We start from the raw sequence: 23,324 nt of genomic DNA, 5'->3' as shown, positions 1-23,324 counted from the left end.
CGCCCGACCATGGCTCCCTTCTGTGTCAAGGGACGCGTTGTAGGGCCTGGTTCCTGAGCTCTTCCGGTTGCGCAGCAGGCGGTTGTAGCGTCGGTTCTGCGGGTCCGTGGAGTGGCTTATCCGAAGTGCCGATGTGCGGGGTCAGGTCGGTCGCGCTGGATTCTTGAGTCGCCCCGCAGTGCCCTCCCGGGCCCGCGCCATCCGCTGGCCCGTCGGCCTCTTTGGACCCAGCTTGGTCATCGACATGGTCCGTGGCAGCAGCCGGCTCGGCGTCGCGTCGGGCGTCGGCGAGCAGTTGGCGGTAGATGGCGTCGCTGATGCGGCGCTTGAGGCATCGCAGTGCTTCGAGTGGGGTCTTGCCGGCGGCGAGCTTGCGTCGGTAGTAGTCCCGGCCGGGGGTGTCGTTGCGGATCTGCACGACCGCAGCGAGGTAGATGACGTGGTTCATCCGCCGGTTCCCGGCCCGTGAGAGTCGGTGGCGGATCTGCTCACCGGAGGAGGCGTCGAGTGGTGCGGTGCCAGTCCACGACGCGAACCGGTTCCTGTCAGCGAACCGCCTCACGTCGCCGACGTCGGCCAGGATCCGGGCTGCACCTGCCGGGCCGATGCCGTACAGGTCGAGCAGGCTCGAGCCGCGTTCGCGCACTGCGGCGGCTTGGTCGGCTTTCATGGCCTTGAGCCGCCGGTCGAGGCGAACCAGGTCATCGATCAGCTCGACGACCATCCGCCGGCGGGTCTTGCTGGCGATGTCGCGCGGACGCACGGTCGCCAGGATCGCCTTGGCCTGCTGGGCGGAGAGGTCCTTCTTCTTCGTTCCCGGCACCAGCTCGGCCAGCAGCCGGTGGATCCGGTTGACCGTCTGGACCCGTTGACGCGACAGCTCGTCGCGGCGGTCGCATAACATTCGGATCGCCTCGAGCTCACCGTCCTCGCATAGTTCCCGCAGCCCGTCGCGGTGCTCAGAGCTGACCGCGACCATCGCGATCGAATGAGCGTCCAGGGCGTCGGTCTTGCGGTTGTGACCGGTGTCGAACAACCGGACCCGAGCCGCCAGCTTGGCCGGCACATCGACCACCCGCTCGCCAGCAGCAAGCAGCCGCTGCGCCACCGACCGGCCCGCCCCATTCGCGCCCTCGACCGCCCACACCCGCCGCGCCCGGTCGGACTCGAGACGATTGACGTAACCCCACATCGCGGCGAACCCCGCCTTGTCGGTGGCGAACCGACCCTCGCCGAGCTTGACCCCGACCGTATTGACGACCTCGATCGTGGCCGACAACTTGTGCGGATCGACCCCGATAACCACCTGCTGCTTGCTGCTCAACACCCACCTCCCGAAACGGACCGCGCCCCGAAACGGGGCCTGAGGACGGTCGGGTGGGCAGCGCTACTACGAGCAGAGCAGTCCCTTCTCGAGCCACACCAGACCACGGTGACCAGCCGGTCGCAGACCATGGAAGAGCCACACCAACACCCGGTGGGCAGCCGCACAGAGAGCCACCCAGCCAGTCACCTAGACCGCAGTCTGGCCAGACCCCGATCCTGCAGTCGAGTCTCTAGTAGCCGCAGCTGGTGCGCGGTCGTGCCGAGGATCGAGCAGGAGAGAGCGTGCCCGCGCGCGGAGCCGTCAGGCGGCCTGGGACCCCTCTCGACCCGCACGTGGTCGGTCAGCGCACAGGCTCCACTGGCCACCCCAGTGTCGGGGCCGCCCCGACGGCGTCCGGTGTCTGGGCTGAGCCGAGCGAGGCGTCGAGTGGACGAGTCGTGCCCTCGATGTCGGCGGTGACCCGGATGCCGCCCCGGACCGGTCTGGGTCACGGCTTGCCGCGTGACGGACGCCGCCGAGGAGGTCATCCGTCGCGGGGTCGGCGGTCACGGCTGCGGGCTGAAGCTGATGCGCATCAGCCGGCTGTCGGCCCAGTCCTCGAGCCGGGTCGGCCGGATGGTGCCGGGGTCGTGGGGCTGGTTGAGGTCCGCGACGATCTCCGCCAGCACGGCCCGGCGTTCGACCGGGTCGGTGACCGGCGTGGCCCGGGCCGGCAGGTCTGCCCGGACCCCGTTCTTCAGGTGGAAGGTGAAGGTGGGATCGGCGAGGAGGTTCGCGTGCCAGTCGGTCGCGGCACCGCCGGCGCCGCTGCACAGGTAGGTGGCGCCCGCAGCCCGGTAGAAGAAGATCTCGATGCGGCGCGGCCGGCCGGTGCGGCGCCCTCGTGTCGTGATGTCGATGATCCGTTCACTGGTGCCCGCGGCGGGGGTGATCTCGACGGCTCGCCGGATGTGGTCGGGCAGGTGCGACGAGGACGCGTCCGGTGCGGGGTCGTTCGACCCGGTCGGGTCCGGGCTGCTCATGCGGTCTCGGCCTGGAGGGCGGGCCCCAGGAGGAGTCCACCGTCGATGACGTACTCCGACCCCGTGATGAACGACGCCTCCGATGACGTGAGGAACAGGAGGAGCCGAGTGACGTCGGTCGGCTCGCCGAGCCGGGGGATGGCGAACGGCTCGGGTGAGTAGAAGTCGGCGATGGCCGCGGTGGCGCCGGCTGCCGGCTCGTGGATGAAGGGGGTCGCGATCACGCCGGGGTGGATGGCGTTCACGCGGATGCGGTCGCGGCCGAGCTCGAGCGCCGCCGTCCGGGTGAGACCTCGCACGGCCCACTTGCTGGCGACGTACGGCGCGTAGTGCGCCGTGCCGCCCAGACCCATGGTCGAGGCGATGTTGACGATGGCTCCCCCACCGGCGCGACGCAGGGCGGGGGCGGCGGCCCTGATCCCGAGGAAGGTCCCGGTGAGGTTGATGTCGAGGACGCGCGACCAGGTGGCCTGGTCGGTCCCCTCGATCGACGCCGGCGGGTTCTGGACGCCCGCGTTGTTGACGAGCACGTCCAGGGCACCGAAAGGCACTCTCGGTGGCCAGCACAGCGGCGGACCACGAGCGCTCGTCGGTCACGTCGAGGTGGGTGAAGCGAGCGCGGGTCCCGAGCTCGGCGGCGAGAGCGGCGCCGCGTCCGGCGTCGATGTCGCCGATCACCACGTTCGCCCCCTCCGCGTGGAAGGCGTAAGCGTGGCTCGAGCCCTGGCCGCCCGTCCCCCCGGTCACGAGCACGGTCTGGTCATCGAAGCGGGGCATCTGGTGTTCCTCCGGTACGTGAATGGTGAGTCGAGCGACTCACCTTCGCTCGACACTAGGTCGGTGGCGATGGCGAGTCAAGCCACTCACCTCGTATGCTCGGCCCATGAGCAGTGACGTGACGACGTACCACCAGCGCGTTGCCCAGGAGAAGCGCGCGCTGATCCTGACGGCCGCGACCGCACTGTTCCTCGACCTGGGCTACGACCGGACGTCGCTCGCGCGGATCGCGGAGCGCTCGGGCGTCTCGCGGGCCACCTTGTTCAAGCAGTTCCCGACCAAGGCCGCACTGTTCGACGCCATGGTCACCGAGTCCTGGTCGACCGCCGACGAGGAGGACCCGCCGCCGGCGGGCGACATCGTCGACGGGCTCAGCACCATCGGTCGCCGCTACGCCGAGCTGTTGGGCCGCGCCCAGATGACCGACCTGTTCCGGATCGTCATCGCCGAGCTGCCGCGGTTCCCCGAGCTCGCCGCCGCGCAGTTCTCCCAGGGCAAGATGCCCTACTTCGAGTCCGTGCGCGGCTACCTGCTGGCCGAGCACGAGGCGGGAACGGTGCGGATCGAGGACGTCGACCTCGCGGCCACCCAGTTCCTCGGCATGATCTCCAACTACGTCTTCTGGCCGTCGCTCCTGGTGCCGGGCTGGGAGGTGAGCGCCGAACGCGTCGCGCAGGTGGTCGACGAAGCCGTCCGCACCGTCGCCGCCCGGTACGCCGTGACCGGACCTGGGCCGTCGGCCGACGGCTGAGTCCGGTCGCTACCGGCTACGCGGAGCCACCGCCGCCATCGCCGACCCCACCGTCACCGTGGCTGCCGGACCGACCGGCCTCCGGCCCGCCGCGACGCGCGGTCGCGATGAACAGCAGCAGGATCAGGACCGCGAGGCCCACCACGATGTAGATCATCGCGACCGCCTCGGTCGCGACAGGGTGGACGATGACCTGCGCGGAGCAGCGTGCCTGTGAGCCATGGCGACCGACCCTCGATCCCTCGGGCACCGGCCGTGGGCGGCGCGGTGCGTGCCGTGACCCTACGCCTCGACCCGGCGTCGGCCCCGGCTCCCACCGCGTCGGGTGCGCACCGTGCCGGGTACCTGCTCGGCACCGCCCAGGCTAGGGGCGGGTGGCGAGGAGCCCCCCGCCGAGCATCCCGAGCCCGGCCCCCATCGTGCGGTCCCACCACCGACGTACGCGGTCGCGACGGAGGAGACCGCCGAGTCGCTCGCCGGCGACGATGACCACGGCCCAGGCGACGACACCGAGGGCGACGTCGACCGCGCCGAGCACGCTGACCTGGACCCAGGTCGGTGCGGGACCGGAGACGAACTGGGAGAGGACGGCAGCGAAGAACAAGACGGCCTTCGGGTTGAGGAGGTTGGTCAGGAACCCCTGCACGAAGGCGGATCGATGGTCGTGGGTCTCGTCCAGGCCCGGCCCCTCGTCGGGCCGGGCGGCCCGGAAGGTCGGCACGACCAACCGCCCGGCGAGGTACAGCAGGTACAGCCCACCCAGGACGCGGACCGTCGTGAGCAGCTCGGGATGGCGCGACAGCACGACCGACAGGCCCACGACGGACAACAGCACGTGGACGCACAGGCCCAGCTGTGTCCCCATCGCGGCAGCGATCCCGAGTCGCCGCCCCCGCGTGGCTGCGCGGAGGATGACGACGAAGTCGGGGCCCGGCACCAGGTAGGCGGCCATCACGACCCCGACGAACGCGAACCAGTTCACATCCATGCCCCCACAGTGCCCCAAGGTCATCTGCCGGCACCACCCGCTCAGCGCCGGACCTCCCGCTCGAACGCCGCGAGACGCCGATGCGGACCGCGGGTCAGCGCCTGGGCGTGACCCGGCGGGTAGGAGCCGAGCCCGTCGTCGCCGTCCGGTAGCCCGGCCGGGTCCCGGTGACCTTGACCATGACCCGAGCGCCGAGGTGGCCGGCCGTGAGCCGGAGTCGGGCCCCCGTCACGCCGCGGACCACCTTGCCGTGGACGTACCACCGGTAGGACAGCACAGCCCGGGGCGACCAGGTGCCGGGCCTCGCCACGAGCACTCCCCCGACCGTGGGCCTGCCGGTGATCGTCGGCTTGGTGGCGCGGAACGTCCCGGCGGCGACGCGCGTGCCGGTCGACCGGGGCGTCTCGGTGGCGTACCCGGGACGGGTGCCGGTCACCGCGACCGTGAGGACCTTCCCCACCAGCGCCGGCGTGAGTCGCAGGGTGCGACGGTCGGCAGCGGCGATCGGCTTCCCGTCCGCCAGCCACTGCACCGACAGGGTGGCCGCCGGGGACCAGGTGCCGGTCGTCACCGACACGGTCCGGTCGACCCGCACGACGCCGCTGATCCTCGGGACCGGCGCGGTCAGGGTCCCGAGCGCCACCGGCTCCGTGGCCTCCGAGGTCTCGTGCGCGGTCTCGAAACCCGACCGCTGACCGGTCACGGTCACCGTGATCCGGGTGCCGAGCAGCTCGGGCGTCAGGGCCAGGGTCGGGCCGTCGGCGCCGCGGACCGGGATGCCGTCGGCCGCCCACGCGTACGTGTACGTCGGGTCCGCGGACCACGTGCCTGGCCGTGCGGTGAGGGTCGACCCCACCCGCACCCCGCCCTCGATCGTGGGGGTCACGGTGTCGAACCGACCCGTCACGACGACGGCGCGCCGCTTCTCGGTCTCGTTGCCGGAGGTGTCGCGCACCGTGTAGGTCAACGGGTAGGTGCCCGGTGTGGTGCTGTCCACCGCGCCCGCGACCTGCACCTGCGCCGTGCGGTCGCCGTCGACGTCGTCGCTGGCCGCCACGCCCGCCATCGGGTCGAACGCCTCGCCGACGTGGATCGCGGCGTCCGCCGGGATCGTGAGCGTGGGAGCGGTCGTGTCGACCCCGGTCCGGAACGACCAGACCGGCGACCGCCGGGTGAATCCCTCGCCGTCGGTGGCCTCGACGTACCAGCTGTAGCGGCTGTCCGGGCGCAGGACGCCGGTCGGGGCCGTGACCTCGGTGCCCGAAGGCACGTCCTCCACCGTCGCGATCACCGCGTCGGACTCCACGGTCACGCCGACGTAGTCCGTCGCCACCGAGCGGCGCGGCGCCTCCAACGTCATCGGCATCGTGAAGTTCTCCTTCGCGTCGTCCTTCCACGAGGTCCGGTCGTGCAGGACCGAGAACGTCCGGTTGCTGAAGGTCTGCTTCTCGGTGTCGAAGGTGATGGTGCGCATCCAGCCGTCGCCGAAGTTGGGCGCGCTCTGGTAGTCGGCCATCACCTCGACGACCTTGCGGCCGGTGGCGGCGTCGCGGGTGCCGGTCCAGATGCCGATGTGGCCGTAGAGGACCGCGTCGACGTTGGGGTTCGGCACGATGATCTCGTCCCAGATCCGGTGCCCCGGGTTGATGAACTTCCCGTTGTCGCCGGTGTACTGGTGGGTCGCGATGATCACGTTGTGGTCGGGGTGCTCCCCGATGACCCTGTTGGCCCAGTCGACGTCGTGCTGGTCGAGGACCCAGTCGACGAAGACGACGAGGTAGTCCGCACCCGGCGTCGACACGACGTCGTAGTGCTGCACGTTGTCGTCGTGCCCCTCGCCGTACCAGGGCTTGTCACGGAACCGCTCCTCGCCGAAGAACTGCTGGTAGGAGCGGTAGCTGCCGTCGCCATCGATGTCGTGGTTGCCCGGCACGATGCCGTAGGGCATGCCGGCGTCGTCCCACAGCTGCTGGAACGCGTCGGCCCGCTCCCACTCGACGAGGGTCTTGCGGTTGACGATGTCGCCGGTGTGGATGGCGTAGCCCAACCGCTCGGACTCGCGGTTCTCCAGCACCCACTTCATCTGCTTCTCGTACGTCGAGGGCATGCTCTCGGCGTAGAACTGGGTGTCGCTGACCCACGCCCACACGGCCGGGTCGTCGCCCTCGGCGATGACCAGCGCCTGCACGTCCTGCACCAGCACCGTGGCCTTGCCGTCGCGCACGGTGTCGGCGTACGACGCCCGTCCGCTCAGGTGCAGGTCGGCTCCCCTGCCGTCGGCGAGCAGGTCCCACTCCTCGGTGCGGTGGTTCCACACCGACAGTGCTGCGCGCTGGGTCCGCGGCACCGAGCCGCGCCACTCCACGGTGTAGCGGTCCGCCCGGAGCGCGGCCGGCACCGAGATGTCGAACTGCTGGTACGGGTACGCAGCGTCGCCCTCGGTCGTCAGGCTCTTGCCGTCGGCAGCCGCGAGGTCCGCGCGCCCCCGGTCGTCGACGGTGGTGCCGGCGCGGGGTGCCGGCACGGCGGCCGTCGTGGAGCCCTGGGTCGCGACGTCGGCACCGACGGAGAAGTCCCCCCGGTAGGCCCACCTGAAGGCGACGTCCAGAGCGTCGGCGGTCGGGTCCGTCACCCGCACCCCGAGGTCGGTCCCGGTCGGCGGCACGCCCGATGCCCCCGTCGTCGGGCGCGGTCCGCTCGGCACCTCGGGCAGGTTGCCCACGGTGCGGAAGGTGACCCGCTCCTCGGACTCGTTGCCGAGCCGGTCCACTGCGTGGGCGACGAAGGTGTGCTCGCCGTCGCTCAGGTCGTCGGCGGTGACGGTCTGACCGTTGCGCACCGGCTCGCCGTCGATCTCCAACGTCAGCGCTGCGACCTCGTGCGGGTCCGTCGCAGTCGCGTCGACCGTGAACGAGCTCGTTGCGTAGTCGTGGCCCGCCAACGGTGCGCCGAGGGTGACCTGCGGTCCGGAGTTGTCGAGCACGACGGTCGCCGCCGCCGTACCGCGGCCGGCGGCACCGGTCACGGCGACGGTGTGCTCGCCGTCGGGGTGGGCCGTCGTGTCCCAGTCGGCTTGGTAGACGGTCTCGTAGCGGTCGGGGACGGTGATGGTGAAGTCCCAGAACTTCCGGCCCGGGCCGTAGCTCAGCTCCTGGGAGGGGGCGTGCTGCGGGTCCCGGACCGTCCGCCCGCCCGCCAGGACCAGCCTGGCGGCACGCGTGCGGAAGCTGTCGGCGTCGTCGCCCGTCGGCGAGAGGTTGCCGCCGGCCCGGATACGGATCACGTTGGTGCCGGGGTCGAGCAGGTCCCACGGGATCGGCACCTGCACGGTCTTCCAGCCGTGGGCGGCCTCGGGCACCCCGAGGACACGGAACAGCTCACCGTTGACCCAGATGCTGTCCATGGCTGCGTCGGGCTGGAAGCCGTCGCCCTCGAACGTGAAGACGGGGTCGACCACACGACGGCGCAGCTCGACCGGCACGGGTGCCCCGTCGATCTCGACCGCCGGGGTCACGTCGCTGGTGACCGTCAGCGGCACCGACCCGTGCAGCACGTCGCCGTCGACGACGTCGAGGGTGACCGCCTCGGTGTTGTCGACGACGACGGTGAGGGTCCTGGTCCGGGCGCCGTCGGCCGAGGTGGCCGTGACCTCGTGGGTCGAGCCCGTCTCGTGGCGGGTCGTGTCCCAGGCGGACGTCGAGGTGCCGACGAGCCGCTCGGCCGGGACGTCGATGGTCCAGGTGAAGGTGCGAGGCGTCGCCTCGGCCGAGTCACCCAAGTTGACGTGCACGTTGGTGCCCAACGCGGGGTCGCGCAGCGTGGTGCCGTCGGCGAGGCGCAGCCCGACGTTGCGGACCCGGAAGTCGTCGTTCGCGTTGGGCGCCGGGTCGAGGACCGCGGTGGCGCTGCCGACGCGGAGCTCGATCGTGTTGCGGCCGGGCTTCAGCGCGCCGGCCGGGATCCGCCAGGCGCCGGCGGCCCAGTCGTAGTAGCGGGTCATCGGCGCGATCGTGGTGGTCTCGCCGTTGATGAAGAAGGTGTTCTTGGTCGTGGCCTCCCAGCCGTGCGCCTCGAAGACGAGGTCGACCGCTCCCCCGGCGCCGGCCGTGACCTCCTGCTCGACACCGTCGATCCTGATCGTCGGCGCCTGCGGCGACGCGCTGTCGGTCGCGGTGAGCCGGGCGATGCCCGACAGGGTCGAGCCGTTGGCGATGGAGAAGCCGATCCCCGGGTCCTGGGGCTCCTCGGGGTCGGTGCCGGGGTCCTCGGCCGGCGGGGTCACCCCGTCCTCGGTGACCCGCTTGGCCCCGCTGGCGTACTTGGTGATGGTGAAGGCGTCGAGGGTGCCGCCGACCGGCACGTCCGTCGTCGACCGCCCGTCCCACTTCCCGGCGACGGTCGCCTCGTAGCGCAAGGTGTCGCCGTCGACCGTGATGCCCTGGAACGTCGAGGTGTGACCCGCGGAGACCACCTGGGTGGCGCCGTTGCGCGTCCAGACGTTGTCGGCGGCGGGCTGCTGGTCGTAGTACTTCGGACCCGAGACCGACACGGCGTACACCGGTCCCGTGGTCATGCCCGGGGTGGAGGTGGCGTCGTCGTTGACGAAGCCCCGTGCGTAGGTGTGGTCGTGGCCCATCAGGACGAGGTCGATGTCGCGGTGCTGGAAGACCGGTAGCCAGGTGTCGCGGATGTCCTTCTCGTCCCGGCCGACGGCCGTCGAGAAGACCGGCTGGTGGAAGGTCGCGACCGACCAGCGGTTCGGGTTGTCCTCGAGCAGGTGGTCGAGCCACTCGGCCTGCATGTCGAGCCAGAGCTGCTTCGGGTCCGGGCAGCCGACGGAGCAGGAGGGGAGGTCCGCCGGCGTGTAGAGGTCGGCGGCCTCGTTGCGACCGGCGTTGAGGGTGATGAAGCGGACGCCCTGGTAGTCGGTGTAGTACGCCGTCTCCCGCAGTCCCTCGGCGATCTGGGCGCGGTAGGCCGCCTCCTGCCGCTGGGCATCCGTCAGGCCCTGGGCGTCGGGGGCGGGACCGTCGTACTGCGGTCCGTTGTGGTCGTACTCGAACGCCGACTTCCAGTTGCTCAGGAACGTGTCGCCGACGAACTCGTGGTTGCCGGGGGCCGCGATCACGTTGCTCGTCCGTGCGTGGTCGCCCATGGCGTCGAACCACTCGGTCCACTCGCTGTCGTTGCGGGAGGCGTCGACCAGGTCGCCCGCGTTGACGCTCCCGACGGCGCCCGGGTACGTGGCGTAGGCCTGCTCGACGACCGGGGCCCACTTCTCGGTCAGCTCGTTCTGGGCGTCGCCGAAGTAGATGAAGGTGAAGGGGTCGCCGGGCTGTCCGGCCGTGGTGAACCGGTAGGTGTCGCTGAGGGCCTCGTCGTTGCCGACCCGGTACTCGTAGGCCGTTCCCGGCCGCAGACCGGTGACGGTCGCGGAGTGGGTGCGGGTGGGGACCCCGCCACTGGTCAGCACGTCGTTGGCGTAGGCCTCGACGACGCGCCACTCCTCCTGGGAGCCGGCGGGGCGAAGCCGGACCGCACCGTCCACGGTCCCCGAACCGGTGCGCCAGGTGAAGGACTGCGCCGTGGAGGCGTCGGTCGACGGGGTCAGGACGACCCGTTCGGGCTCCGGGTCGAGGTTGCCGGTGCGGACGGTGACGCGCGCCGAGCGCGTACCGTCCGCGGAGGTGGCCACGATCTCGTGCTCGCCGGCGTCAGCCTGCTCGGTGTCCCAGGAGTAGGTGGTCGTCGGACGCATCTTCGCGGCCGGCAGCGTGATGGTCCAGGTCGCGGTCCGCAGCCCGGTGGCGCTGCCGTCCCCCATGCCGATGGTCTTGGTCGCGGGGGTGATCACCGGGTCGGCGTAGGTGCTGCCGTCGGCGAGCCGGAGCCGGACGCTACGGATGTTGAAGTCGTCGTTGGCGTTCGGTCCCGGGTCGAGGACCTGGCTCGCGCTGCCGATCCGCATCTCGATCGTGTTGGTGCCCGCCCGCAGGGCGCCGGCAGGCACCGTCCAGGTGCCGTCGGCCCAGTCGTAGTAGCGCGTCATCGGCGCGTGGGCGACGCTCTCGCCGTTGACGTAGAAGGTGTTCTTGCTCGTCGCCTCCCAGCCGTGGGCCTGCCAGAGCAGGGCGGCGGACGGCGTGGTCGACGTCGCCTCGACCCGCGACCCGTCGATGGAGATCGTGGCCGGCTCGGCTGCCTGGTCATCGGTCGCGGCGAGAGGAACCGTCCCGGTGAGGACCTGCCCCTCGTCCACCGAGAGCGTGATCCCGTTCTGGCTCGTCGCGGCGTGCGCCACGGGTGGGGACGGCAGCAGGCCGACCGCCAGCAGGACTGCGAGCGCGGTGGACAGGACGGGCAGGGGCGAGCGCATGGAGTTCCTTCGGCGGGAGTGCAGGGTCGATCCACCGGCGGCCATCGCGTGCGAGGGACCGCGCCGGGGGACGGCGGGCGGGCGCTCCTCAGGCAACAGGTCGCAGCCGACCCCCCGGGGCGAGCGCCACGACCGGGCCCGGCGGCCTGGGTGAACGTTTCCGGTCCGAACGGGTGACCGACCGGGTGAGACGGGCGGGCGGCCGGCTCAGGCTCCCGCGAGACCGAGCCGTCGTGCCTGGGCGAGCGCCTCGGGACGGGTCCGGGCGCCGAGCTTGCGGTAGATCGAGGCGGTCTGGGTCTTGATCGTGTTGCGCGAGACGGCGAGCTCCCGTGCCGTCTGCTCCAGCGAGAGCCCACGCGCCAAGCAGCCCAGCACCGACCGCTCGCGCGGCGTGAGCGCCGGGACCGGGTCGGAGGCGACGAAGGGCTCCCGGGCGCCCGACCGCGCCAGCGCGGTCAGCACACCGCCCAGCTCCGGGACAGCGCCCCGGTGGGCCACCAGCAGGGCCCGCGGGACGTGCCCGAACAGCCCGAGCAGGCGGTCCGCGCGAGCGTGCTCGACGGCGTCGCGCAGGGCGTCCGCGTCGTCCTTGCACCACCCGAGCAGGAGCAGCGCCTCCACCCGCTCGCGCAGGGTGGTGCCGGTGCCGGCGATCAGCGTCTCGAGGAGCGGCACGGCGACCGCGGACCGGCCCGAGACGACGGCCAGCCGCGCCCGCGCGACGGTGACCGTGGCGTGCTCGGGACCGGTCGCCTCGAGCAGCTGCTCCGCCGCCGCCGTCCGACCGACCGAGACGGCGAGGTCGGCCTCGCAGGCAGCCACCAGCGCCATCGCCCACGGGCTCCGGACGTCCGGTCCGGCATGCGCGCGGAGCGCCGAGAGCTCGGCGAGGACTCGGGTCCGCCCGCCCCAGAGGAGCGCGTGCCTGGTGCGCGCCCAGACCGCGAACGGCCAGACCTCGTCGTCGACCCAGACCGCGGTCAGGCGGTCGGCGTCGTCGACGGCCCCGTCGAGGGTGAGCACGGCCCGGACGACGTCGGTCACCCGGCCGGCGGCGCTGGACCCGCCCTCGTGGGCCCAGCGGACGCTCTCCCGCATCTCTCCGCGGACGGCCGACGCCAACGCGAGCCACGCGCCTGCGGCCGCGGCCGCCTGGTCCCGCGGCGGGCCACCCACGGCCCACGCGAGTGACCGGACCGCGGGCACGAGCTCACCGGCCAGGAGGCGGGTGGTCCCTGCCTGGAGGGCCGCCCACCGGGTGGTCCGTGCCAGGACGCCCGGCGTGCCGCGGTCCAGCCGGGCGACCACGTCCTCGACCCGAGCGGCGTACCCGAGCGCCTCGTCGAACCGGCCCCGTCGGCGCTCGCGCCAGATCGCCAGGGCGAGCAGCTCGAGGTCCTGCGACGTGCTCGGTACCGCACCGCCCAGACGCTCGAGCGCCGCCGCGGTCTCAGGTGTCTCGCCGTCCTCCTCCGGGAACGCGACCACCTGACGGACGAGCTGGGCGCGGAGCCGGCCGACGAGTGCCTCGGCCGGGATGGCCCGGAGGTCGGTGACCGTGCCTCGTCGGTCGGCGGCGACCAACGCCCACCAGTGCTCCTCGACGATCGTGACCGCCGAGTCCCACCGACGTCCTGCCACCGCCTGACGCAGGGCGGCACGCGGCTCGCCCTCCGCGAGCCAGAACGCGACCACGGCGTCGTGCATGCCGGCGGTCGACCCGAGGCGGTCCTCCTCGTAGAGGTCGACGAAGAAGCGCCGCATGACCGGGGGGAACCGCACCAGCGGCTCCCCGCTCCGGACCATCGGGTCCAGCACGCCGACAGTCTCCAGGGCGACCGTCGTGGTCGTGTCGAGCGGCCCCGTCGCTGCGAGCACCGCTCCGTACGTCGGTTGCTCGACCAGTGCCACTCGGCACAGCGCGTCGGCGGCGCTCGCCGGCAACGTCGGGAGCACGTTGCGCCTGACGAACCACTCCACGTGCCTGGGTGACCACGTGGTCACCGGCCGTCCGGCGAGGTCGGGCGCGGTCTCGAACCCGGTGCGGACCAGCGCCGCCCAGCCGTTCACCGACGCACGTACCTCTCGCGCCTCCTCGTAGGACATCCGGACGCCACGGCTCCGCGCGATCTCGATCACCTCCTCCACCGTGAACAGCAGGTCGGCGAGCCCGAAAACCTGCGCCTCCGTCTCCAGCAGGGCCTTGGCGACCGGGTCGAGCCGCCGACGCAGGCAGACGACCACGTGGACCAGGTCGCAGTCGCGGACGATCTCGATCAGCGCGTCGCCGACCACCGGCAGCAGCGGCTCCGCGTTGTTGACGACCACCGCCACCCGTCGGTCGATCCGCTGCAGGTGGCGGCGGAGTCGGCGCAGGGTGGCCGCGTCGTCGGCCTCGGGCTCGACCCCGGCGTACCTCGCCAGCGCGGCGGACACGTCCGACCGCTCGTCGACCTCGCCGTCGAACCAGATCACGTCGTGCCCCTGCTCGCGCACGTGGTGCGCCCACTGGACCGCGAGCACCGACTTGCCTGTTCCCGACGGCGCGAGCAGCACGGTCGAGGGAGCCCAGGCGTCGAGCAGTCGAAGCAGTCGCGGCCGCTGCAGGAACTCCGGATTGAGCCGGGGCAGGTAGCCGCTCATCGCGGACCACACGGAAGCGGAGCGCCGTGAACGACCGACGTTGCCCGGGTGGCGTGCCTATGTCCGGATCGGGAACTCCAGCGCCCTCACGAGTCCTGGACCGTCGGCAGGCGCGGCGAGCCCACGGCCTGGTCGACGTCGTCCACGACGGTGACGCGACCGCCGTCTCCGAGGGTGGGATCGGGGACGATCCCCTCCGGGTCCACGAGGAGGACCTCGCGACCCTCCATCGTGAGCCGACGGGCGACCTCCAGCAGCATGATGCGGGCCACGTCGTCGACCGAGAAGACCCGGGAGAGGTCGAGGACCACCCGGGGCTCTGCGGGCGCGGTGTCGACGACCTCGCGGACGACCCGCTCGGCCCCGGCGAACCGGATCGCACCCTGCAGCTGGACGACGCGGACCGCGTCCGGTCCGCTGCCACGGACGTCGTTGGAGCGCACGACCGCAGGCGCACTGGGCGGCACCTCCATGACGTGCAGGCCCATGTCGGTGGAGAACCGCTCGAACAGGGTCACACCGCGGACGCTGTTGCCGTGGGGATCGAGCCTGGGCGAGAAGGTGGCGATCCCGAGCTGCCCGGGAAGCGCGCCGATCAGCCCGCCGGCCACACCGCTCTTGGCCGGGATGCCGACCTGGGTCGCCCAGTCACCGGCCGCGTCGTACATGCCGCACGTGGCCATGACGCTCAGGACCTGCCGGACCACCGTCGCGTCGACCACCTGCTCCCCCGAGAGGGGATTCACCCCGCGGTTGGCCAACGTCGCCGCCATCATGGCCAGGTCCCGCGTGTTGACGAGCACGGAGCACTGCCGCACGTACCCGTCGACGACCCCCCTCGGGTCCTCCGTCAGGATCTCGTGGCTGCGCAGCAGGTGCGCGATCGCGAGGTTGAGGTGCGCGTGCTCCATCTCGGACGCGCACACCGACTCGTCGATCCCCAGGCGCCGTCCGGCGAACGCGGAGAGGCCCTGCACCACACGCTCGGTCCGCTCCGTCGGGCTCAGCCGCTGCGACCCGGCCAGCGAGTGCGTCGTCAGCGCGCCGGCATTGATCATGGGGTTGAGCGGGCGCCCCGTGACGGGCTCGAGGGAGATCTCGTTGAACGCCTCTCCCGACGGCTCGACACCGATCTTGGCCAGCACCGGACCGAAGCCGCGGTCGGCCAGGGCCAGCGCGTAGACGAACGGCTTCGAGATGGACTGGATCGTGAACTCGGTGTCGATGTCGCCGGCTCCGTAGGCCCTTCCGTCGACCGTGGCGAAGACCGCAGCCAGCCGCTCGGGATCCGCAGCCGCGAGCTCGGGGATGTAGCCGGCACGTTCGCCCGAGGTGTCCGGCTCGACGTCCCCGAGCGCCTCCTCCAGGTAGTCGGGGATCACCGACCGCATGGCGTCTCCTCCAGCGTGAGGTCCGCGGGTGGGAGCGCCTCCGGGACGCCGACGAGCTCCTTGAGCCGGTCGGCATCGACGTTCGCACCGAAGGCAGGTGACCCGGGCTCGAGCCTGGTGCCTGCCGCCAGGCCGCCGATCGGGACCACGTCGAACCCGAGTGCGTCGACGAACGCCGACACGGTGGCGAGGTCGTCGGTCGAGTCGCCCGCGATCGCGATCGCCTTGCGCCCGGGACTGCCCGCCGGCCGGGCCTCGTCCTCCAGGTCGTGGTAGCCCATGTGGTTGAGCGCCTTCACGACGCGCGCACCCGGCAGCGCGCGCTGCACGGCCTCGCTCGAGGAGGTGCCTGGGGGCGCGATCGTCTCCCGAGGACCGTCGACCTCCCACCAGTGGTTCATGGCGTCGACGACCAGCTTCCCGTCCAGCTCCTGGTGCGGGAGCCCGTGGTGCTTGCCGAGCGGCAGTGCCAGGACCACCAGGTCTGCGGCGGCCGCTGCCTCGGCCGGCCACACCGCGCTCGCTCCGGGGGTGAGCACCTCGGTGGTGAGCGCGATCCTCCCGGGATCTCCGGAACCGGAGATCAGCACCCGGTGACCCGCGGCGACGGCGAGGCGAGCCAGGACGGTGCCGAGCTTGCCGGCCCCCAGGATCCCGACGGTGACGGCGTGGCTGTTCATCGTGGCCGAGCCTACGGAGTCGACCTTCGAGCCATCCTTCATGGCTGCGACTGCTCGGTCGGCCAGTCCGCCGCGGTGGCCGCGGCGGTGTGGGTGGCCCGCAGGAAGCGGAGCACCTCGGCATCCGGGTCCTCGGCCGTGCGGACCGACTCGTACGGCAGGAGGAACTCCCCCAGCGTCGGGTCGAACGCCCCGGCCCGGGACCCGGGGTCCTGGTCGCGATAGCCGGGAGGTTCGGGGTAGGCATAGGCGTAGAACGAGCCCTCGTCGCTGCCACCGGGCCAGAAGCCACAGCTGGACACCTCGTGGCTGTAGGCCTCCACCATGACCCAGTCCGGGCAGTTCGGGACGCCCCCGGGGTGTGCCGGAGCCTCCCGACCGGAGAAGCGGGTCACCGCGAGGTCGAAGGCTCCCCAGAAGAAGTGGACCGGGCTGACCTTGCCGGAGAACTCGCTGCGGAAGACGCTCAGCACCCGGTGGGCATCGACCAGGGTGCGCCAGAACGTCCTGGCCGCCTCCGCGTCGTAGCTGTCGTGGGTGTGGTCGAGGTCGAACGGGATGGCGTGCGGGACCTCCTGGGGCATGCGGTTGATCGGCACCTCGACGCCGAGCTCGCGCAACCGCCCGACGTACTCGGCGTAGAAGTCGGCCACGCTGCGGGGGGCGAGATCGATGCTGCGGGACGAGCCGTCGGTGGTGCGGAGGTCGAGCTGGTGGCGGTGGAAGTCGAAGGACACCTCGACCCCGCGGCCGTCCGTGCTCGGCATCAGCGACGTCGTGAGACCGCTCGACGTCAGGTAGAGCGCCACGCTCCACCAGTGGTTCGTCCTCGGCGCCAACGCGAGCTTCGTCTTGCCCACGACCTGTGTCCAGAGGTGCAGCGTGTCGCGGGTGGCCTCCCAGGAGCCGAGCGGGAGCGCGGGCCAGGGCGCGATCGGGTCAGGCACGAGCAGTCCTGAGGGCGGCCGACCGACTCTCGAGCTGGTCGGGCATCGGGCTGGTGCGCCCGGGGGTCACCGGGTTTCTCGGCTGGTTCATCCAGTTCCTCTCCATGTGTTGTTCGAGACCGACGGACGGCCGCTCAGCTCGTGGCGAGCGTGGGAGCAGGTCGGTCCGAGGCGGGTCGACCAGCCCGGCCGGGCGGGGCCGGGTGGGTCCTCCAGGTGTGGGCGCGGACGGCCTCGATGACCTCGGGGAATCGTTCCGTGACCGGGTCCGGCACGGCTGAGGTGCGTGGTCTGCGGGGTCGACGCGTCGTGTCCTCCAGCGTTCCCGGTGCGCACGTCCGCCGGCAGTGGATGAAGTCATCGACCCACCTGCACCTGTTCATCGGTCGGGGATGACACGTGTCATGCCCGTCTGCCGAGTGCAGGCGCCGGTGCCCCTCGGCGGCGTCCGCACACGCCGCGGCGCACTCAGTCGCTGACGACCGTCGCCGGCCTGTCGTAGAGGAGGTCGGCGTAGTCGGGGTGGCGCAGGATCCATCCCTTGATGAACGGGCACAGGGCCAGCACGGTGCGTCCGCCTGCACGCCGGACGTCGTCCAGAGCAGATCGGGCGAGAGCCGCCCCCACTCCCCGACCCTCGAACGCACGGTCCACCTCGGTGTGGGTGAACACGACCAGCTTGTCGGCCAGCATGTACTCGGCGAAGCCGGCGAGCACGTCCGAGACGTGCGCCTCGTAGCGGCTCCTGTCGACGTTGTGGGTGACGACGACGTCGTCCATGGAGCCACCTCTCGATCGGGGGTGCGGCCGCCCTCCGGCCGGGCCGTCACCACGACCGACCCGCACGGCACCCGGCCTGTCCGGCGTGACCGGCCGTACCTTCAACGATACGAGTCGGTCCGTCTAGTGTCAAGACGGCCCGTCTCGTGAGGCCACGGCTGCCAGCGGCCGAGGCCTCGCCGCTCGGGCGACCCGGCCGCCCGTCGGGACGGCCGGGACCCCGGTCCCGCGGCGGCGCCGGGTCAGCCGGCGGCGGCGGCGAACAGCGGGGTCACGTTCTCGATGGCGTAGGTGAGCCCGAGGGTGGTGGCGATGGAGAAGGCGTTGGCCAGGTCGGTGTCCTCGATGAGCACCGAGCGACCCTCCTCCACGGCGGGCAGGGCGTTGTAGAGCTCCTGGTCGGTGATCTCGGACGGCTCCACGAAGATCGGGAAGCTCACCACGACGTCGGCCTCGAGCAGGTCGAGCTCCTCGTTGGAGACCGGCACGAAGAAGTTGTCGGTCTCGATCTCCTCGACCTCCGGCTTCTGCGTGAAGCCGAGCCGCTCCATGAACTGCACCCGGCTGTCACCGGAGGTGTAGACGCCCCACCCGTCGCTGGAGTACGCCGAGACCGTCGCCGTCCTGCCGGCGAACTCGGGGTGCTCCTCGGCCGCGGCGGCGAACGCGTCGTCGACCTCGGCGAGCAGCTCCTCGCCGCGCTCCTCCTCGCCGAGCGCCTGGGCGATCATCGTGACCTGCTGCTCGGTGGTGGTGAGGTAGTTGTCGCCGCCCTCGGGCACCGCGATGACCGGCACGCCGATCTCCTGGAGCGCCTCGTAGCGCTCGGGGTCGCCCGAGCTGCGGACGTCGAGGATCAGGTCGGGCTCGAGCGCGCCGACCGACTGCGGGTCGAGCTCGAGCGTCTCGAGGAACGTCGGTGCCTCGTCGTAGAGGCCCTGGGCCCACGGCCCGACGCCCTCGGCGTCCTCGCCGAAGGCGAGCCAGTCGGACGCGCCGATGGGCTGGACCCCGAGCGCGAGCGCCGTCTCGGCGTCGCCCCAGCCGAGCGCGACGACCTTGCTCGGCGTGCCGGTCACCTCGACCGGCCCGAACTTGGTCTCGACCGTGCGGGTGTCCGACGTCGTCTCCCCACCGCCCGTGCCTGTGTCCTCGCCCTCGTCGTCGCGCGAGTCGGTGCACGCGGTGAGGGTCAGGGCGACCAGGCCTGCGGTGGCGGCCAGGACGGTACGGCGCAGGGTGACGCGCCGGGGGACGTACGACATGGGTACCTCTCGGAGGACGACGGGAAGGCCCCGCCTCGAACCTGCGGGATTAGGTGACCCTAACCTTGGTCGGGTGACGTCGGACGCAGGACCCCCGCGGGTGGACGCCGGCGCGCCGGTCGGACCCGTCGCCGACGTCGCCGACGTCACGCCCCGGTCCACCCCGACCCGCCTCGTGGGGCTCGCGGCGTGCGTCGCGGTGCTGCTCGTCGCCTGTGTCGTGAGCCTGGCCGTCGGCTCGCGCAGCGTCCCGCTCGACGTCGTGTGGGACGCATTGCGGCACGGCCGCGACGGGTCCTTCGACCGGTCGGTGGTGCTCGGCGACCGGTTGCCGCGCACCGCGGCGGCCCTCGTCGCCGGCGCGGGCCTCGGGGTCGCCGGGGCGCTGATCCAGGCCGTGACCCGCAACCCCCTCGCCGACCCCGGCATCCTGGGCGTCACCTGGGGCTCGGCGTTCGCGGTGGCGCTGGGCATCGCGGTCACCGGCGCCCTGGCGCCGTCGACGTACCTCTGGCTGGCCTTCGCCGGGGCGCTGGTCGCCACCGTCGTCGTCTACACGATCGGCGCCGTCCACCGCGGGTCGGTCAGCATCGCCCGGCTGACCCTGGCCGGCGTCGCGCTGGCGGCGCTGCTCAACGGCGTCACGTCGGGCCTCGTGCTCACCAACCCGCGGGCGTTCGACGCCCTGCGCGCCTGGCAGGCCGGGTCGCTGAAGTCGCGCGGCTGGGAGGTGATCGCGCCGGCGGCGCCCTGGGTGCTGGCCGGGATCGTGCTCGCGCTCCTGCTCGGCCGGGCGCTCAACGCCGTCGCGCTCGGCGACGACCTCGCCGCCAGCCTGGGCGCCAACGTGCTCGGCACCCGCGCCGCCTCCGTGGTCGCCGTGACCCTGCTCGCGGGCGGCGCCACCGCGATCGCCGGACCAATCACCTTCATCGGGCTGATGGTCCCGCACGTGGCCCGCCGCATCTCGGGACCCGACCAACGCTGGCTCATGGTGTTCACCGTGCTGCTCGCCCCCGTGCTGCTCCTCCTCGCCGACATCGTGGGCCGGCTGCTGCTGCCCGTCGGCGAGGTCCCCGCCGGCATCGTCACCGCGTTCCTCGGTGCGCCCGTGCTCGTCGTGCTGGTCCGCCGCTACCGGGTGGCGGCGCTGTGACCGGCGCGGTCCACCTCCCGCCGGCACCGGCCGCTGCCGGGTCGCCCCGCGCCCGCGCCGTACGACGGGTGCGCACCCGGGCGGGCGTCGTCGGCACGGCGCTGGTCGTCGCCTCCGCGGCGCTCGGGCTGGTCGCCCTCGGCACCGGCAGCCTGCGGCTCTCGCCGCTGGAGGTGGTCGACGCCGTCCGCGACCTCGGCGCCGGCTACCCCCGTCACGTCGTGCTCCACGAGCGGTTGCCGCGCATCGTCGCGGCGCTCGTCCTCGGCGCCGCGCTCGGCCTGTCGGGTGCGGTCTTCCAGAGCCTCACCCGCAACCCCCTCGGCTCCCCCGACGTGATCGGGTTCTCCACCGGCGCCTACACCGGCGCGCTCCTCGTCATCACCGCCGGCGCGGGCGTCGCGTCGAGCGCGGTCGCCGCCGGCGCCCTCGCCGGTGGCATCGGCACCGCCCTCGTCGTCTACGCCCTCGCGTGGCGCGGCGGTGTCGGCGGGTTCCGGCTGGTGATCGTGGGCATCGCGGTCACGGCGGTGCTGGCCTCGGTGAACTCCTACCTGCTGCTCCGCGCGCAGCTCCAGGTCGCCGTCGCCGCCGCCACCTGGGGCGCGGGATCGCTCAACCTGGTCCGGTGGGGCGACCTGCTCCCGGCGCTGGCGCTGATCGCCGTCCTGCTGCCGGTGGTCGCGCTGCTGAGCGGCGCGCTGCGCCAGCTCGAGCTCGGTGACGACGCTGCGCAGGCGCACGGCGTCCGCGTCGAGCCGGTGCGGCTCACCCTCATCCTGGTCGGCGTGGGGCTGTGCGCCGCGGTCACGGCGGTGGCCGGGCCGATCGCGTTCATCGCCCTGTCCGCACCGCAGATCGCGCACCGGCTCTGCCGCTCGGCCGGGCTCCCCCTCGTCGTCTCGGCGCTGACCGGCGCCTTCCTGCTCCTGCTCGCCGACGTCGCCGCCCAGCACTGGTTCCCCCAGAACCTGCCGGTCGGCGTGGTCACCGTCGTCGTCGGCGGCGTCTACCTGTTGTGGCTGCTCGCCCACGAGGCCCGGAGGAAGGACTCATGACCGGCACCGACACCCCGCCCGAGCCACGACCGCACAGTCGGCTCGCGACTGACAGCGTGACGCTCGCCTACGACCGCCGGGTGGTCTCGACCGACCTGAGCGTCGAGGTCCCCGACGGCTCGTTCACCGTCATCATCGGCCCCAACGGCTGCGGCAAGTCGACCCTGCTCCGCTCCCTGGCGCGGCTGCTCAAGCCCCAGCACGGCCGGGTGCTCCTCGACGGCAAGGCCGTCGCCGAGTACGGCGCCAAGGAGGTCGCCCGCCTCGTCGGCCTGCTCCCGCAGACCTCGCTGGCGCCCGACGGCATCACGGTCGCCGACCTCGTCGGGCGCGGCCGCTACCCCTACCAGGGGCTGATCCGGCAGTGGTCGGCCGCCGACCGGGCGGCCGTCGACGACGCGATGGCGGCGACCGCGGTCACCGAGCTCGCCTCCCGGCCGGTCGACGAGCTGTCGGGCGGGCAGCGGCAGCGCGTCTGGGTGGCGATGGCGCTGGCCCAGCAGACGCCGCTGCTGCTGCTCGACGAGCCGACGACCTACCTCGACATCGCCCACCAGGTCGACCTGCTCGACCTCTTCGCGGGCCTGCACCGCAGCGGCAGCACCCTGGTCGCCGTGCTCCACGACCTCAACCAGGCCGCCCGCTACGCCACGCACCTGGTGGTGATGAAGGACGGCGCCGTGGCCGCCGAGGGCCCGCCGGCCTCGATCTTCACCGCCGAGCTGGTGCACGAGGTCTTCGGCCTGCCGTGCGTGGTGATCGACGACCCCGTCTCCGGCACGCCGCTCGTGGTCCCGACGAGCCGGGGGTACGCCGGGGGCGCGCCGCACCCCACCGGCCCCTAGAGACCCTGCCGGTCCCGCTGGAGGACGTCGCCGTCGGCGGCGAGCGCCGTGATGGTCGCCCGGTCGAGGTCGGCCTGGGTCAACGACTCGTCGTCGAACCAGAAGAAGGCGAGCCGGTCGTCGGGGGTGCCGACGAAGGTGTCGTCGCCGACAGTGACCTCGACCGTCGCCACGTCGGCCGCGGTCCGCACCACGGCGTAGGCATCGACGAGCGTGCCGCCGAGCACGCCCGGGTCGCTCGAGCCGGCGGTCACCACGGACAGGTGCCGTCCCTCGGGGATGGTCCCCACGACCCCGGCGGACTGGGCGGTGACCCCGAACGCGCCGTCGGGGGTCGGCTCCAGGGCGCAGCTGGCGTAGTCGCGTCCCTGGCCGAAGTAGGCCAGGACGACGTTGCCCCGCCGCTCGGCGGCGACCGGCGGCGTGGTCCCGGGCAGGGCCCAGCCCGCCTCGGTGAGGCCTCCCCGCACCGCCTCCTCGGCCGACGCGGCGCACGTCGATCGGACGTCGGCGAGCTGCTCGGCCGACAGGTTGGTGGCGGGGCCCGACCACGAGGCGACCTGGATCGTCACCGGGCGGTCGGACCCGGTCGCCCCGGCGGGCCCACCGTCGTCCGGCTGCTGGGCCGCGACGGCGACGACGCCGAGCGCCGCCACCGCGACGACGCCGGTGGCCTGCAGGGCGGCACCGCGGCGCCGGCGGCGTCGTAGCCGGTCGCCCCGCGAGAGGACGTCGGCGACCGGGGTGTCGAGGGTGAGGTCTGCGGTGGTGCTGTGGAGCGCTCGCTCCAGCTCGTCGTTCACGACGGTGTCCCTTCGGGAGTGGTGAGGTGCTCGCGCAGCGACGCGAGCGCCTGGTGGAGGTGAGCACCGACGGTCCCGGGGGCGACGCCCATCGCCTGGGCGGTCGACCGGGTGTCGAGGTCGAGCAGGTAGCGCAGGACCACCACCTCGCGCTGGCGGGGTGGCAGCCGCCGCACGGCTGCGACGAGGTCGACGCGGCCGTGCTCGTCGGTGACCGGCTGCTCGACGACGACGTCGGAGAACACCTCGCGGCGGCGCTTGCGCCACCACGAGATGTCCTGGTTGATCGCGGTCCGCACGACCCACGCCGCCGGGTGGTCCATGGTCCGGACGGTGCGCCACCGCGACCACGCGCCGGCGAACGCCTCGGCGACCGCCTCCTCGGCACGGCCGGGCTCCATGCCGCTGGCGACCACCGCCCGCAGGCACCGGTCCTTCTGCGCGGTGTAGAACCCGACGAACTCCTCGCTGCTCACACCTCCATGACGCACCGGGAACCCGTTTCCTTTAGC

18 protein-coding genes and 1 pseudogene are annotated in these 23,324 nt (G+C 72.6%); 4 read left to right on the top strand and 15 right to left on the bottom strand.

Translation table 11 applies throughout. The features are described from left to right. Positions 1-25 precede the first annotated feature (25 nt). The 4 genes and pseudogenes from AC4MBH_RS21760 to AC4MBH_RS21745 all read right to left on the bottom strand — a co-directional run. The gene (locus tag AC4MBH_RS21760; protein ID WP_491794885.1) at positions 26-1,324 is read right to left on the bottom strand and encodes an IS110 family RNA-guided transposase; all 1,299 of its coding nucleotides are present in this window, start codon (positions 1,322-1,324) and stop codon (positions 26-28) included. Between the two features lie 548 nt (positions 1,325-1,872). Further along, a complete protein-coding gene (locus tag AC4MBH_RS21755; protein WP_491797503.1) occupies positions 1,873-2,349 on the bottom strand; it encodes a nitroreductase/quinone reductase family protein in 477 nt (158 codons plus the stop codon). After that, positions 2,346-2,900: an SDR family NAD(P)-dependent oxidoreductase gene (locus AC4MBH_RS21750; RefSeq protein WP_491797499.1), complete on the bottom strand. Its 555-nt coding sequence runs from the start codon at positions 2,898-2,900 to the stop codon at positions 2,346-2,348. Before AC4MBH_RS21750 ends, AC4MBH_RS21755 begins: the two co-directional genes overlap by 4 nt. Positions 2,901-2,961: 61 nt before the next feature. Beyond that, a pseudogene (locus tag AC4MBH_RS21745) lies at positions 2,962-3,126 on the bottom strand (3-alpha-hydroxysteroid dehydrogenase); the annotation flags it as partial. 106 nt (positions 3,127-3,232) lie between these two features. Here AC4MBH_RS21745 and AC4MBH_RS21740 point away from each other — a divergent pair. After that, positions 3,233-3,877 (top strand): TetR/AcrR family transcriptional regulator, encoded by a 645-nt coding sequence (locus AC4MBH_RS21740; protein ID WP_491797498.1) that lies wholly within the window; start codon positions 3,233-3,235, stop codon positions 3,875-3,877. A 16-nt stretch (positions 3,878-3,893) separates the two neighbouring features. On the opposite strand, the gene AC4MBH_RS21735 is transcribed toward AC4MBH_RS21740, so the two are convergent. The 9 genes from AC4MBH_RS21735 to AC4MBH_RS21695 form a co-directional block, all read right to left on the bottom strand. Further along, complete coding sequence (locus tag AC4MBH_RS21735) at positions 3,894-4,034, bottom strand: hypothetical protein (protein ID WP_491797497.1); 141 nt, start codon at positions 4,032-4,034, stop codon at positions 3,894-3,896. A gap of 207 nt (positions 4,035-4,241) precedes the next feature. Continuing rightward, a complete protein-coding gene (locus AC4MBH_RS21730) occupies positions 4,242-4,865 on the bottom strand; it encodes a LysE family translocator (protein ID WP_491797496.1) in 624 nt (207 codons plus the stop codon). Between the two features lie 94 nt (positions 4,866-4,959). Further along, a complete protein-coding gene (locus tag AC4MBH_RS21725; RefSeq protein ID WP_491797495.1) occupies positions 4,960-11,241 on the bottom strand; it encodes a metallophosphoesterase in 6,282 nt (2,093 codons plus the stop codon). 207 nt (positions 11,242-11,448) lie between these two features. Continuing rightward, complete coding sequence (locus AC4MBH_RS21720) at positions 11,449-13,887, bottom strand: LuxR C-terminal-related transcriptional regulator (RefSeq protein ID WP_491797494.1); 2,439 nt, start codon at positions 13,885-13,887, stop codon at positions 11,449-11,451. A gap of 86 nt (positions 13,888-13,973) precedes the next feature. Beyond that, a complete protein-coding gene (locus tag AC4MBH_RS21715; protein ID WP_491797493.1) occupies positions 13,974-15,278 on the bottom strand; it encodes a glutaminase in 1,305 nt (434 codons plus the stop codon). Beyond that, on the bottom strand, positions 15,266-15,958 hold the full coding sequence (locus tag AC4MBH_RS21710; protein WP_491797492.1) for an NADPH-dependent F420 reductase: 693 nt from the start codon (positions 15,956-15,958) through the stop codon (positions 15,266-15,268). The genes AC4MBH_RS21715 and AC4MBH_RS21710 overlap by 13 nt, the downstream gene beginning before the upstream one ends. 38 nt (positions 15,959-15,996) lie before the next feature. After that, complete coding sequence (locus AC4MBH_RS21705) at positions 15,997-16,905, bottom strand: DUF5996 family protein (protein ID WP_491797491.1); 909 nt, start codon at positions 16,903-16,905, stop codon at positions 15,997-15,999. 468 nt (positions 16,906-17,373) lie between these two features. Further along, positions 17,374-17,685, bottom strand: coding sequence for a GNAT family N-acetyltransferase (locus AC4MBH_RS21700; RefSeq protein WP_491797490.1), 312 nt, complete (start codon positions 17,683-17,685; stop codon positions 17,374-17,376). 242 nt (positions 17,686-17,927) lie between these two features. Then, a complete protein-coding gene (locus AC4MBH_RS21695) occupies positions 17,928-18,950 on the bottom strand; it encodes an ABC transporter substrate-binding protein (RefSeq protein ID WP_491797489.1) in 1,023 nt (340 codons plus the stop codon). A 73-nt stretch (positions 18,951-19,023) separates the two neighbouring features. On the opposite strand from AC4MBH_RS21695, the gene AC4MBH_RS21690 reads away from it, so the two are divergent. From AC4MBH_RS21690 to AC4MBH_RS21680, 3 genes are read left to right on the top strand one after another with little or no spacing between them, the layout of a single operon-like run. Next, positions 19,024-20,106, top strand: coding sequence for an iron chelate uptake ABC transporter family permease subunit (locus tag AC4MBH_RS21690; RefSeq protein ID WP_491797488.1), 1,083 nt, complete (start codon positions 19,024-19,026; stop codon positions 20,104-20,106). Continuing rightward, entirely contained in the window at positions 20,103-21,164 is a 1,062-nt protein-coding gene (locus AC4MBH_RS21685) for a FecCD family ABC transporter permease (RefSeq protein WP_491797487.1), read from the top strand. Before AC4MBH_RS21690 ends, AC4MBH_RS21685 begins: the two co-directional genes overlap by 4 nt. Next, positions 21,161-22,009 (top strand): ABC transporter ATP-binding protein, encoded by an 849-nt coding sequence (locus AC4MBH_RS21680; RefSeq protein ID WP_491797486.1) that lies wholly within the window; start codon positions 21,161-21,163, stop codon positions 22,007-22,009. Before AC4MBH_RS21685 ends, AC4MBH_RS21680 begins: the two co-directional genes overlap by 4 nt. On the opposite strand, the gene AC4MBH_RS21675 is transcribed toward AC4MBH_RS21680, so the two are convergent. Both AC4MBH_RS21675 and AC4MBH_RS21670 read right to left on the bottom strand, forming a co-directional pair. After that, positions 22,006-22,812, bottom strand: a complete 807-nt coding sequence (locus AC4MBH_RS21675; RefSeq protein ID WP_491797485.1) for a hypothetical protein — start codon at positions 22,810-22,812, stop codon at positions 22,006-22,008. The two genes, AC4MBH_RS21680 and AC4MBH_RS21675, sit on opposite strands and share 4 nt — an antisense overlap. Then, positions 22,809-23,288, bottom strand: coding sequence for a sigma-70 family RNA polymerase sigma factor (locus tag AC4MBH_RS21670; protein WP_491797484.1), 480 nt, complete (start codon positions 23,286-23,288; stop codon positions 22,809-22,811). The genes AC4MBH_RS21675 and AC4MBH_RS21670 overlap by 4 nt, the downstream gene beginning before the upstream one ends. Positions 23,289-23,324 lie beyond the last annotated feature (36 nt).

Source organism: Nocardioides sp. WJ219, assembly GCF_058559815.1.
This window is presented reverse-complemented; position numbering and strand designations above follow the sequence as displayed.